This is a genomic window from Streptomyces similanensis (assembly GCF_039543625.1).
GTDB classification, from domain to species: Bacteria; Actinomycetota; Actinomycetes; order Streptomycetales; family Streptomycetaceae; genus Streptomyces; species Streptomyces similanensis.
This window is the reverse complement of the sequence record NZ_BAABKC010000081.1, coordinates 19,372-30,469: the sequence shown is the minus strand read 5'-3', so window position 1 is coordinate 30,469 and position 11,098 is coordinate 19,372. Positions and strand designations below refer to the sequence as shown.

The window sequence follows — 11,098 nt, the reverse complement described above, 5'->3', positions numbered from 1 at the left end:
CGGCCCTGCTGGCGCCCGCGCCCGCCGTACGGCGCTGGCCGCCGGTGTGCACGGCGGTCGGCGCCGCCGCGTGGGGCGCCGCCGCCGGCGCGGCGGTCTCCGCGATGTCCTCGGCGAACTCCGCGGTCACCCTGTTCCTCACCCTCTACGCGGCGACGCCCCTGTAGCCCGCCAGGACACCGGCGCGGCCGCCTCCCCTCCCGAGACCGACGGCCCCGGGACGACCCGATCCGCCCCACCCGATCCGCCCCACCCGACCGCCCCACCCGACCGGAGGTCATCCAGGTGTTTCCCGCACGGGCGCTCGCCGGCGCCCCGCTGGCTCTGACGGTTCTCGTCCTGTCCGGCTGCTCCTCCTCGTGGGGCTGCCACGACACGACGGCGGAGCGCGGTGCGGCCGGCGTCGAGGTACACGTCGAGGACGCCTCCGGGCGGCGTGCCGGCGTCACCGCCGAGATCGTCGACTGGCGCCTGGAGCCGCACCCGCAGGCGCCCTCCGACGGCGACCGGGTGCACTTCCACTACCGCTTCGACGGCGCCGACGAGCGGTCCGGCCCCGCCGTGGACGCCTGCGCGGTCGACAAGAAGCGCGTGGCGCTGGGGTGCCGGACGATCTACTCGTCCGAGGGGAGGCCCGCGCCGGACGGTGGCCTGACGGGCGACGACTGGCTCGCCGTCGCGCACCCCGGGCAGGTCGCCGGAGTGCTGCTGATCCCCAACGACCAGTCCCACCCCGGCCGGACCTGCGCGCAGGACGTCAAGGACGGCGGCGGCCCGCACCCCCCGGAACCGGCCGGGCCGGGGGACCGGCTGTGAGCGGGCCGAGGCGATCGGGCGCGGGCACGGGGCCCTACGCGTCCGGGCCCTACGCGTCCGGGCCCTACGCGTCCGCGAACTCGCCCGCGAACGCGGAGGCGATGCGCAGATGGGTGGCCGCCTCCTCGTGCCGCCCCTGGCGCTCGAGCGTGCGGCCCAGCATCAGCCGGGCGTAGTGCTCCACCGGGTCGCGCTCCACGATCAGGCGCAACTGGTCCTCGGCGTTGCGCAGTTGAGCCGAGTGGTAGTAGGCGCGGGCCAGCAGCAGCCGGGGTCCGGTCTGCTCCGGCACCTCCTCGACGAGCCGGTCCAGCACCCGCGCCGCGCCGGCGTAGTCGCGGGCGTCGAAGAACATCCGGGCCCGCTCCCAGCGCTCCGCCGCGCTCCCGTGGTCGTAGTACGTCGTCGTCATCACGTGCGACCTCCTTCGACGCCCACAACCGACCCGCTTGGTTGAATATTCCACTAACCTTGCCGCTCCCCGTACTGATCCCCGCAGAAGCCCCCCTGCCGGCCTGCGCGCCAGCCCGATGGAGTGTTCATCGCTTGATTCCGGCGACGGTGCGTGACCCGGCGGGCACGCTGACGGGACCGCCCGCGCGGGTCTAGGTTGGGACCCATGAGCAACCTTGATCGCCAGGCGGTGCCCGCGGTGTGCGGCGGCCGCGGATTCGTGGTGGCGGAGCCCGTGCGCGAACTCCTCAGCCCGCGCCGGGTCCAGCTCGGCGAGTCCACCGAGGTCCGCCGGCTGCTGCCCAACCTGGGCCGTCGCATGGTGGGCGCCTGGTGCTTCGTCGACCACTACGGCCCCGACGACATCGCCGACGAACCCGGCATGCAGGTGCCCCCGCACCCGCACATGGGCCTGCAGACGGTGAGCTGGCTGCACGAGGGCGAGGTGCTGCACCGCGACTCGACCGGCAGCCTCCAGACGATCCGCCCCCGTGAGCTGGGCCTGATGACCTCCGGCCGCGCCATCAGCCACTCCGAGGAGAGCCCGAGGTCGCACGCCCGCCTCCTGCACGGCGCCCAGCTGTGGGTGGCCCTGCCCGACGCCCACCGGCACACCGACCCGCACTTCGAACACCACGCCGACCTGCCGACCGTCACGGCGCCCGGTCTGAACGCCACGCTGATCCTCGGCGCCCTGGACGGCGCGAGGTCGCCGGGCACCGCCTACACCCCGATCGTCGGCGCCGACCTCTCCCTGTCCCGCGGCGCGGACGTACGCCTGCCGCTGGAACCGGACTTCGAGTACGCCGTCCTGGCCATGTCCGGCGAGGCCCACGTCGACGACGTCCCCGTCCTGCCCGGCTCGATGCTCTACCTCGGCTGCGGCCGCACCGAACTCCCCCTGCGCGCCGACTCCGACGCCGCCCTGATGCTCCTGGGCGGCGAACCGTTCGAGGAGGAGCTGATCATGTTCTGGAACTGGATCGGACGGACGCAGGAGGAGATCGAGCAGGCCCGCGAGGACTGGATGGAGGGGTCGCGGTTCGGGGAGGTGAAGGGATACGACGGTGATCCACTGCCCGCCCCCGAGCTGCCGCCGACACCTCTGAAGCCCCGGGGCAGGGCTCGCTGAGCCGGCGAAACAGCGGCTGATCGGCGAGGGGTGGGTGACATGTTCCGCGCAGATTCGCCGCCCTTCAATGCCTCCTGGATGCTGCAAAGGGGCGTACCTCATGGCCTGATGCGCCGCGTTGAATGACTCCACGGTCCAGCTGTCTGTGGGCGGGTGTGGCAGGACGTTTGCTGACCTATTGCTGACGTTCCCAACTCCGCCAGGCACTCGGCGCGCGCCGCGAAATGCGGGAGTTCTTCGACCGCCCGACCGAGCACCTCTGACGGGAGACGGTTCACTCCTCGGACTTCGCGCGGTCGGATCGCACACGGTCCGCGACGGCGAACAGGACCAGCGCCAGCAGGAGCAGGCCGACGCTCGCCCAGATCTCGTAGCCGTCCAGGAAGGACACCCGCCACACCAGCCCCGCCCGCCAGTGGGTGAAGCCGTGCACCACACCGAGCACGCCCTGCGTCAGGGCGAGGAACCCGACCACTTCCAGCACCTTCTTCATGGCCACGACCCTCGTCCCGCGCCCCGCCCGCCCGCATCGGCCCCATGGCGCGTCGTGCGCGCCGCAGGTATGCGATCGCACCCGGCGGCCGAGCCGAAAGTCGTCACCGCCGCGACTTCGGTCGCCGATCCGCCGTCCATGCCGCCGGCGGGCACGGAGCGCGCGTAGATTCGTCGACCGTGAAGGACGACAGGACGACAGGGGAGAGACCGGCGCCGACCGGCCGACGGTGGTGGCTGCCGTCCGCCCTGGCCGACCAGCTCGACCCCGACGCGGACCCCGACGCGGACCCCGTCGCCGGTCGGCGGCCCCGCCGTCCTCGCCGCACGGCGCGCGACTGGATCATCGACGTCCTCTGCTTCCTGCTGGCCGTCGTCCTCGCCCTCGTCATCGCCCACGACATGAGCCGCGGCCCGCACACGCCGCACGCGCTCGTCGTCGCCGACCGGACGCTCGGCGGCCTCGCCTGCTGCGCGCTCTGGCTGCGCCGCAGGCACCCCTTGGCGCTGGCCGCCGTGCTGGTCCCGGTCGGCTTCCTGTCCACCACGTCCTCCGGCGCCGCCCTGCTCGCCCTGTTCACCCTCACCGTGCACCGGCCTTTCCGGTACGTCGCCTGGGTGGGCGGCACCACCCTCGCGCTGCTCCCGGTCCTGTACTGGCTGCGCCCGGACCCCGGTCTGTCGTACGGCGCCTCCCTCGTCTTCACCGCGATGCTGAACCTGTCGGTCATCGGCTGGGGCATGTTCGTACGGTCCAAGCGGCAGCTCATGCTCAGCCTGCGCGACCGGGCCCGGCGCGCCGAGACGGAGGCGCGGCTGCGTGCCGAGCAGGCCCAGCGGCTCGCCCGCGAGGCCATCGCCCGGGAGATGCACGACGTCCTCGCGCACCGGCTGACCCTGCTGAGCGTGCACGCCGGCGCACTGGAGTTCCGGCCCGACGCGCCCCCCGAGCAGACGGCGCGCGCCGCCGGGGTGATCCGGGAGAGCGCGCACGAAGCGCTGCAGGACCTGCGGGAGATCATCGGCGTACTGCGCGCGGGCGACTCCGACGACGCGGGACGTCCGCAGCCGACGCTCGCCGCGCTGGACGACCTGGTCGCCGAGTGCCGGGAGGCCGGGATGGCGGTCACCGCCGCCGGTCCGGCCGCCGCCGTGGACACCGTGCCCGCCTCCGTCGGCCGCACCGCGTACCGCATCGTCCAGGAGGCCCTGACCAACGCCCGCAAGCACGCCCCCGGCACGGAGGTCACCGTGTCCCTCACCGGCGCACCCGGCGAGGGCCTGGCGGTCCGCGTGCGCAACCCGGCGCCCGACGGCGAGGTCCCGCACGTCCCCGGCTCAGGACAGGGCCTGATCGGCCTCACCGAGCGGGCCACTCTCGCCGGCGGCACCCTGCGCCACGGCCCGACACCCGACGGCGGCTTCGAAGTCCGCGCCCTGCTGCCGTGGGCGTGAACGAGCCGGTACGCCGCCGGACGGAGCGACGGACGGCACCGGTACGGTCGGCCCCGGCGGTCGCCGTCCACGCGGCCGGCGCGTCCTACGGGGCGGGGAGCCGGTATGCTCCGGGCGCGGGCCGTTTGGTTGGCTGGGGGCCATGACCGCGATCCGACTGCTCCTCGTGGACGACGACCCGCTCGTGAGGGCCGGACTGTCCTTCATGCTGGGCGGCGCCGACGACATCGAGATCGTCGGCGAGGCGGCCGACGGCGCCGAGGCGGAGGCCCAGGTCGCGCGCACCCGGCCGGACGTCGTCCTGATGGACGTACGGATGCCCGGCGTGGACGGGCTGGCGGCGACCCAGCGGCTGCGCGCACGGCCCGAGCCGCCCCGGATCGTGGTCCTGACCACCTTCCACGCCGACGAACAGGTGCTGCGGGCCCTGCGCGCCGGCGCCTCCGGATTCCTCCTCAAGGACACCCCGCCCGACCGGATTGTGGAGGCGGTGCGCCGGGTCGCGGCCGGCGACCCCGTCCTCTCGCCGGCCGTCACCCGCCAGCTGATGCGGCACGCCGCGGGTGCGGCGGCCGGCGGCCGGCGCTCCCGCGCGCGCGAGCGGGTCGCGGAGCTGGCCGAGCGGGAGCGCGAGGTCGCCCTCGGCGTCGGCCGGGGCCTGGCCAACGCGCAGATAGCGGCGGACCTCTTCATGAGCGTCCCCACCGTCAAGGCCCACGTCTCGCGCATCCTCGCCAAGCTGTCCCTGGACAACCGCGTGCAGATCGCGCTGCTCGTCCACGACGCGGGCCTCCTCGAAGACGACGCGCCGTGAGGGGCTCAAGGAACCGGGGTCCGTCTTCAAACGGGCCTTGATCGTGAAGGAGTGAGAGATCAAGGTATGACATTCGTCGATGACGTCCTTCAAGGACGGGCCGCCATCGGTGGCTTCGGGTCCTACGACGACATGTGGCAGGACTCGGAGGAAGACCTCGGTGAGATCCATGACTTCGTGAGACTGCTCCGGCCCGAGTAGGCGCTGTGGGCGACGGACCACGAGCGGATCGACGGCGATGACGTGCTCACCCATGTGATCGCGGCCCGCCGCCGTGACGTCGGCCTGCTCGACCACCTGCGGTCGGTGAAGGGACCTGACGCCACAGCTGCCGAGGTGTACCGCCTCGCCGGCTGGTGGGCCAAGGACTGGGAAGCCGTTTCCCAGCACTACAGGGAGGACTGACCCTCTCGCCAACCCGCTGTGATCTCGCGGAACTTGGGGCAGGTGACGATGTCCTCCGCGCCGCATTGCAGGGCGTGCTCCAGGAGCTGGGTGGCGTGGCGGAGATCGACCATGCGCTGCTCGATCTCGGTGCCGGGATCGGCGACTGGCTGATGGTGGTGGCCGACCACCTGAGGAAGAGCGTCGAGGAAGGTGACGTCCCGCAACCGTCGTCCCCGCAGACGCACTGGGAGTGGCACGCGCGCTTCCCGGAAACGGCGCAACTGCTGGGCGGCTGGTTCTCACAGGACGTCGTCGACGAGTTCCCCGACCACGATGCCGCCGTCGCCGACTACGCCGCCACCACCGACCCCCACTTGGTCGCGCGCCTCGTGGGCGAACTTCACGAGCTGCTCGCCCTCCCGCTGGACGACGGGGAGCACGCTGTGGCCGCCGCCGAACTCGGCATGGAGGTCGGTCCGCCCGAGCCGCTCTCCCACGGCGCCTGGTTCGGGGCGCTGGCGACGACGTTGTCCGGTGCCTGATCGGGCCTTCAGCACATGGGTCGGGCCATGACGATCCGCGCCGCCGGCGAGGCGGCCCGGCCGGTCGCAGTCGACCGGCCGGCTGGGTGATCCGGTCATCGGCTTCCTGCCCATGGCGGGGACCGGCGCCGCCGCGGAGTACGTCCTGGCGCCGTCCGAGGCCCTGACTCCGGCGCCAGGCGAAGCCGCCCTCCACGCCGTACGACCGTCTCTTCGGGGCGTCGCCCGGCGGGCGGTCAGGTGTGGCTGATCGGGACGTGGGGTCGCTGGATGTCCTCCGGGTGGGCCGTGTGCAGCACGGCCTCCTCGTAGGTGATGGCGCGCGCCGCGACGAGTGCGTTGATGCTGGTCTCCGGACCAGGTTGCGGATCGCCGACGTGCCCACCAGCACCTCGAAGGCGGCCACCCGGCCCCCGCCGATCCGGGGGATGAGCGTCTGGTTGAGGATGCCGACCAGGGTGTGCGCCAACCGCAGGCGGATCTGCGGCTGTTGCTCGGCCGGGAACACGTCGACGATGCGGTCCAGTGTCTGCGACGTGTCGTTGGTGTGCAGGGTGGCGAACACCAGGTGCCCGGTCTCGGCGATGGTCAGGGCCGCGGAGATGCTCTCCGGGTCGCGCATCTCGCCCAGGAGCAGGACGTCGGGGTCCTCGCGCAGGGCCGAGCGCAGCGCGGCGGGGAACGACTCGGTGTCGGTGCCGACCTCGCGCTGGCTGACCGCCGAGCGCTTGTGCTGGTGCAGATACTCGATCGGGTCCTCGATGGTGAGGATGTGCACCGGCCGGTGCGTGTTCACATGGTCGAGAAGCGCCGCAAGGCTCGTCGACTTCCCCGACCCGGTCGGCCCGGTGACCAGCACGAACCCGCGCGGCATGCCCGCCCATCCGACGACGACCGGGGGGAGTCCCAGCTGCTCGGACGACGGCACGGAGAACGGGATGATCCGCAGCGCCAGCGCCGACGCGCCGCGCTGCACGAACGCGTTCCCGCGCAGCCTGGCCTTCTCCCCCCAGCTGAACGCGAAGTCGACCTGCTTATCCCGCCGGAACCGCTCCGTGAGTTCCGCGCCCAGCACCCCGGTCACCAGGCGATCGACCTCCGGCTCGGTCAGCGCGGCCCCCTCGACCGGTCGCAGGGCGCCGTCGACGCGGCTAATGCCCCGCGGCCTCCCGCAGGGCACGGGCGACGGCCCGGTCGTCGTCGAGGGCGCTCATCCGCACGGGGTCCCGCTCGTCGTCCAGGACCACGGCGCGGACCACCGCTCCGACGGCCGCCTGCTGGTCACCGTCCGGCCAGCGCGGGTCCTTCGCGTTGTCGATCAGGCCAGCGGTGCCGTCCGGGAGCACCACGTCCAGCCCCCAGGGCCGTACCGCGAGCACACGGACGTCGTACTCCTGATGGAGTGTCGAGGGCATGGCACTCAGCCTCCTCATGGCTTGGGCATCCAGGCGCGGGCGGCGGGCAGGACGTTGAAGTCTGCCAGTCTGCTGTAGTCGATCTCCCACTCGATCCTGGGGCTCCCGTTCGGGACCGAGCTGCCGAAGGCGGCGTCGAAGCCGTGGGGGAGACCGCGCTGACGTGAAGAGCGGCCGCTGATCGGTCAGGGGCGGGCCCCGGCCCAACGCCGTGCGGGTCGGGGCGCGGTGGGCGGAGTCGGGGGCGGAATCCGGGCGTCTCCACGAGTATGTCGTGAGCACGTCCGTGCGCCGCGCGGGGCCGATGCGATCCGGGGAGAGAGGTACGGCATGAAGCTTCGAGGCGACCGCCCGCCGGGAACCGTTCCCTTACCCACGCTCACGGGGTGGGGCGCCGCCGCGCTGGCCGCGGGACTGGGCGGCTGCTGGGCGTACGCCCGGATCGGCGCCGAGCCCGCCGACCTGGCGAGGGACCTCTGCGTGGGGTGGGCCTTCGCCGGCTCCGGACTGGTGGCGTGGGCCAGGCGCCCGGCGAACCGCACCGGCCCCCTCATGCTCGCCGAGGGACTGACCTGGTTCCTCGGCAACCTCCAGGGGACGCCCGTCCCCCTGCTCTTCACCCTCGGCGCCTGGGGCGAAGCCCTCAATCTGGCTGTTCTCGCCCACCTGTTGCTGGTCTTCCCCGACGGGCGGGCCGGCGGCGCGGGCGAGCGCCGCCTCATCGCCGCCGGATACCTGCTGGTGGCCGTGGGCGGCCTGATCCGCGTGCTGCTGTACGACCCGGCGGCGGACAGCTCGGCGAGCTACCTCACCTGCACGGACTGCGGGCCGAACGCGTTCCTCGTACGGCACGACGCGGACCTCTTCGGCGCCGTGGACCTGGTCTACCGGTGGGCCGGTGTGGCCCTCACCGTCCTGGTGGCCCTCAGGATGGTCCAGCGGTGGCGTGCGGCGAGCCCGGCCCGGCGCCGGGTCCTCCTGCCGTCCTGGGTCGCGGTCGGACTGTCCCTCGCCTTCGTGGGCTGGGAGATGCTGTATCTGCTGATGCCCCGGCTCCTGGGCGGGGCCGACGCCGTGCTCGCCCTGCCCTCGGATCTCACCGAGGTGGCCGTGCCGGTCGTCTTCCTGGTGAGTCTGCTGCGGATGCGGCTCCGGCGCGCCTCCGTCGGCGACCTCCTCGTGGCCGTCGGCCGGACGCCCACGGCACACGATCTCCAGGACACCCTGCGCCGCACCCTGGGCGACCCGACGCTGGTCCTGGGCCTGCGCACCGGCGCGGGCCACGCCGACCCCGACGGGCGACCGCTGCCGGCGTCCCGCGCACCGGACCGGGACGTGACGCCGGCGGGGGCGGACCAGGACGCCGGCGCCGTCCTGGTCCACGACAGCGCGCTCGCCGAGGACCCCGCACTGCTGGCCGCGGCCTGCGCCGTCGTCAGGCTGTGGCGACGCAACGCGCTGCTGCGCGCCCAGGCCGAGGAGCAGGCCCGCGCGGCCCGTACGGCGCCCGGCCGCCTGCTGCGGACCGTCGACGAGGAACGCCGGCGGCTGGAGCGGGACTTGCACGACGGCGCCCAGACCCGCCTGGTGTACACCCTGATGACGCTGCGCCGCCTGGACGCGGGACTGCCCAGCGGCGTCGACCCGGCCCTGCGGCGCACCGTCACCGAGGTCGAGGGAAGCCTGCGCCAGGCGCTGGAAGAGCTGCGCGACCTCGCCCGGGGCATCCATCCCGAGGTGCTCGGCCGGGCGGGGATCGGACCGGCGCTGACGTCGCTCGCCGAGCAGTGCCCGGTGCCCGTCACGGTCGAGGCGGAGCCCGGCCGCTACCCCCCGCTCGTCGAGAGCACCGCCTACTTCGTGGTGAGCGAGGCCCTCGCCAACGCCGTCAAGCACGCCGCCGCCCGGCGCATCGAGGTGCGCGCCCGACGCAGCGGGGCCCGCCTGGTCGTGGAGGTGGCGGACGACGGCGTCGGCGGCGTGGCCGATCCCGCGACCGGTGCGGCCGCCGGCGGCGGCACCGGACTGACCGGCCTCGTCGAGCGGGTGGCCGCGGTGTGCGGCTCGCTGGAGGTCGACAGCCCCGAGGGGCGGGGCACCCGGATCCGGGTGGAGCTGCCGTGCGCGTGATCGTCGCCGAGGACTCCGTGCTCCTGCGCATGGGACTGGTACGGCTGCTGGAGGAGCGCGGCATCGACGTGGTCGCCGAGACCGGAACGGCCCGGGGACTGCTCGAACTGGTCGAGGCCAAGCGGCCGGACGCGGTGCTGCTCGACGTCCGCATGCCGCCGACCTACACGGACGAGGGAGTGCGCGCGGCGGAGGCGGTGCTCGCCCGCCGGTCGGGCACCGGCGTGCTGCTGTTGACGCAGTACGTCGAGACGAGCGCGGCCGTCCAGGTGCTCGCCCGCAGCCCCGAGGGGTTCGGCTACCTCCTCAAGGACCGGGTCGCCGATCCGGACGAGCTGTGCACCGCCCTGAAACGGGTCGCGGCCGGCGAGTCGGCGCTCGATCCGGACATCGTCGCCCGGCTGCTGCGCAGACGCCGCACCCAGGGCGCGCTGGACCAGCTCACCGACCGGGAGGGGCAAGTGCTGGCCCTGATGGCGGAAGGCTGGTCGAACGACGAGATCAGCCGGCGTCTGCGGGTCGGCGCGAAGACGCTGGAGACCCATATCCGCAGTGTCTTCACCAAGCTGGGGCTCGAACCGGACGCCGGGGCGAACCGCCGTGTCCTCGCCGTGCTGAGGTATCTGCGCGCGTGACGGCCCCAGGGGGCGCCGGCCGTGGCGCCCCCTGGTCCTTCCTCAGGAGACGTACAGCTTGGTCGGCTTGGGGTAGTTGGAGCGGTACCCCTTGAGCTCGCGGATGTCGGACGGCTTGAGCTTGATGCAGCCGTTGGACTTGTAGTCGCTGTCGCCGTCCCAGCGGTACGGGCTGTCACCGCCGGTACGGGGACCCTGGGTGCCGTTGGGCCGCATCTCGCTGTGGATGAAGAGTTCCGTGCGGTTGGTGCCGCTGTGGCACTTGTGGTTGCTCAGCAGCCAGGAGATGCCGTTCACCCCGTGGGAGCCGCCGTTGTGGGCGCTGTAGAAGGCCTTGATGCCGTACGTGCCGTTCGGCAGCCAGCCCTTGTTGCGGGCGCAGGTGTTGGTGCTGCCGTTGCCCGATCCGGCGCGCCAGCTGTCGACCGTGAAGCTGTGCGTGCGGCCGTCGCCGCCCTGCTGCACGTACACCAGGCTGAGCCGGGACTTCGACGGGTTCTTGGAGTTCTTCTTGAACCACAGGTACGTGGAGGTCTTGGCGGCGGCCGAGACCTGACCGCCGCCGGAGTGCGCGGCGGTGGCGGCGGCCGTCTTCGCGGCGAGCGGCGCCGAGGGTTCGGCCGCCACCGCGTCGAGGGCCGAGCCGGACAGGATCAGTCCGGCGGCCGCCATGGTGACGGCGTACCTGAAGCGCTTGGCGTGATGCATGGTGATGTCCCCCTTGATGTCCGTTGATGTCCGCCTTGATGTCCGTTGCGGAGTGAGCACCAAACTAGGAGCCCCGGCCGGCGCGCACATCGGGGCTAGCCCTGAGGCGTCCCGTCGCC

At 73.2% G+C, this 11,098-nt stretch carries 13 protein-coding genes and 2 pseudogenes; 10 read left to right on the top strand and 5 right to left on the bottom strand.

Annotation, left to right across the window (positions count from 1 at the left end):
• Positions 1–167 (top strand): annotated as a pseudogene (locus tag ABEB07_RS26175) (M56 family peptidase); the annotation flags it as partial.
• A gap of 118 nt (positions 168–285) precedes the next feature.
• Positions 286–816, top strand: a complete 531-nt coding sequence (locus ABEB07_RS26170) for a hypothetical protein (RefSeq protein WP_345670559.1) — start codon at positions 286–288, stop codon at positions 814–816.
• A gap of 64 nt (positions 817–880) precedes the next feature.
• Here ABEB07_RS26170 and ABEB07_RS26165 read toward each other — a convergent pair whose 3' ends face one another.
• On the bottom strand, positions 881–1,228 hold the full coding sequence (locus tag ABEB07_RS26165) for a tetratricopeptide repeat protein (RefSeq protein ID WP_345670558.1): 348 nt from the start codon (positions 1,226–1,228) through the stop codon (positions 881–883).
• A gap of 207 nt (positions 1,229–1,435) precedes the next feature.
• Between ABEB07_RS26165 and ABEB07_RS26160 the strand changes: the two genes are divergently transcribed.
• A complete protein-coding gene (locus ABEB07_RS26160; protein WP_345670557.1) occupies positions 1,436–2,401 on the top strand; it encodes a pirin family protein in 966 nt (321 codons plus the stop codon).
• Positions 2,402–2,675: 274 nt separating this feature from the next.
• Here ABEB07_RS26160 and ABEB07_RS26155 read toward each other — a convergent pair whose 3' ends face one another.
• A complete protein-coding gene (locus ABEB07_RS26155; protein WP_176151427.1) occupies positions 2,676–2,894 on the bottom strand; it encodes a hypothetical protein in 219 nt (72 codons plus the stop codon).
• 179 nt (positions 2,895–3,073) lie between these two features.
• On the opposite strand from ABEB07_RS26155, the gene ABEB07_RS26150 reads away from it, so the two are divergent.
• From ABEB07_RS26150 to ABEB07_RS26130, 5 genes are all read left to right on the top strand, one after another.
• Positions 3,074–4,348, top strand: a complete 1,275-nt coding sequence (locus tag ABEB07_RS26150; protein WP_345670556.1) for a sensor histidine kinase — start codon at positions 3,074–3,076, stop codon at positions 4,346–4,348.
• Between the two features lie 142 nt (positions 4,349–4,490).
• Entirely contained in the window at positions 4,491–5,162 is a 672-nt protein-coding gene (locus tag ABEB07_RS26145) for a response regulator transcription factor (protein WP_345670555.1), read from the top strand.
• Between the two features lie 66 nt (positions 5,163–5,228).
• The gene (locus ABEB07_RS26140) at positions 5,229–5,363 is read left to right on the top strand and encodes a hypothetical protein (RefSeq protein ID WP_345670554.1); all 135 of its coding nucleotides are present in this window, start codon (positions 5,229–5,231) and stop codon (positions 5,361–5,363) included.
• Positions 5,364–5,405: 42 nt separating this feature from the next.
• The gene (locus ABEB07_RS26135) at positions 5,406–5,567 is read left to right on the top strand and encodes a hypothetical protein (RefSeq protein ID WP_345670553.1); all 162 of its coding nucleotides are present in this window, start codon (positions 5,406–5,408) and stop codon (positions 5,565–5,567) included.
• Between the two features lie 95 nt (positions 5,568–5,662).
• Positions 5,663–6,091, top strand: coding sequence for a contact-dependent growth inhibition system immunity protein (locus ABEB07_RS26130; protein WP_425589076.1), 429 nt, complete (start codon positions 5,663–5,665; stop codon positions 6,089–6,091).
• A 409-nt stretch (positions 6,092–6,500) separates the two neighbouring features.
• Here ABEB07_RS26130 and ABEB07_RS39290 read toward each other — a convergent pair.
• Positions 6,501–7,271 (bottom strand): annotated as a pseudogene (locus tag ABEB07_RS39290) (type IV pilus twitching motility protein PilT); the annotation flags it as partial.
• Positions 7,243–7,506 carry a hypothetical protein gene (locus ABEB07_RS26125; RefSeq protein WP_176151439.1) on the bottom strand — a complete coding sequence of 88 codons (264 nt, stop codon included), beginning with the start codon at positions 7,504–7,506 and terminating at the stop codon, positions 7,243–7,245. The pseudogene ABEB07_RS39290 and the gene ABEB07_RS26125, both read right to left, overlap by 29 nt.
• A 330-nt stretch (positions 7,507–7,836) precedes the next feature.
• Here ABEB07_RS26125 and ABEB07_RS26120 point away from each other — a divergent pair, with 330 nt between their 5' ends.
• Positions 7,837–9,636 (top strand): sensor histidine kinase, encoded by a 1,800-nt coding sequence (locus ABEB07_RS26120; protein ID WP_345670552.1) that lies wholly within the window; start codon positions 7,837–7,839, stop codon positions 9,634–9,636.
• Complete coding sequence (locus ABEB07_RS26115) at positions 9,633–10,271, top strand: response regulator transcription factor (RefSeq protein WP_345670560.1); 639 nt, start codon at positions 9,633–9,635, stop codon at positions 10,269–10,271. The genes ABEB07_RS26120 and ABEB07_RS26115 overlap by 4 nt, the downstream gene beginning before the upstream one ends.
• A 42-nt stretch (positions 10,272–10,313) precedes the next feature.
• Here ABEB07_RS26115 and ABEB07_RS26110 read toward each other — a convergent pair whose 3' ends face one another.
• Entirely contained in the window at positions 10,314–10,979 is a 666-nt protein-coding gene (locus ABEB07_RS26110; protein WP_164583933.1) for a L,D-transpeptidase family protein, read from the bottom strand.
• Positions 10,980–11,098 lie beyond the last annotated feature (119 nt).

What these genes read in the sequence shown, in the direction of transcription:
- ABEB07_RS26125 (WP_176151439.1), bottom strand. Translation starts at nt 7,506, where the DNA reads ATGCCCTCGACACTCCATCAGGAGTACGACGTCCGTGTGCTCGCGGTA.
- ABEB07_RS26120 (WP_345670552.1), top strand. Translation starts at nt 7,837, where the DNA reads ATGAAGCTTCGAGGCGACCGCCCGCCGGGAACCGTTCCCTTACCCACG.
- ABEB07_RS26160 (WP_345670557.1), top strand. Translation starts at nt 1,436, where the DNA reads ATGAGCAACCTTGATCGCCAGGCGGTGCCCGCGGTGTGCGGCGGCCGC.
- ABEB07_RS26165 (WP_345670558.1), bottom strand. Translation starts at nt 1,228, where the DNA reads ATGACGACGACGTACTACGACCACGGGAGCGCGGCGGAGCGCTGGGAG.
- ABEB07_RS26155 (WP_176151427.1), bottom strand. Translation starts at nt 2,894, where the DNA reads ATGAAGAAGGTGCTGGAAGTGGTCGGGTTCCTCGCCCTGACGCAGGGC.
- ABEB07_RS26140 (WP_345670554.1), top strand. Translation starts at nt 5,229, where the DNA reads ATGACATTCGTCGATGACGTCCTTCAAGGACGGGCCGCCATCGGTGGC.
- ABEB07_RS26145 (WP_345670555.1), top strand. Translation starts at nt 4,491, where the DNA reads ATGACCGCGATCCGACTGCTCCTCGTGGACGACGACCCGCTCGTGAGG.
- ABEB07_RS26110 (WP_164583933.1), bottom strand. Translation starts at nt 10,979, where the DNA reads ATGCATCACGCCAAGCGCTTCAGGTACGCCGTCACCATGGCGGCCGCC.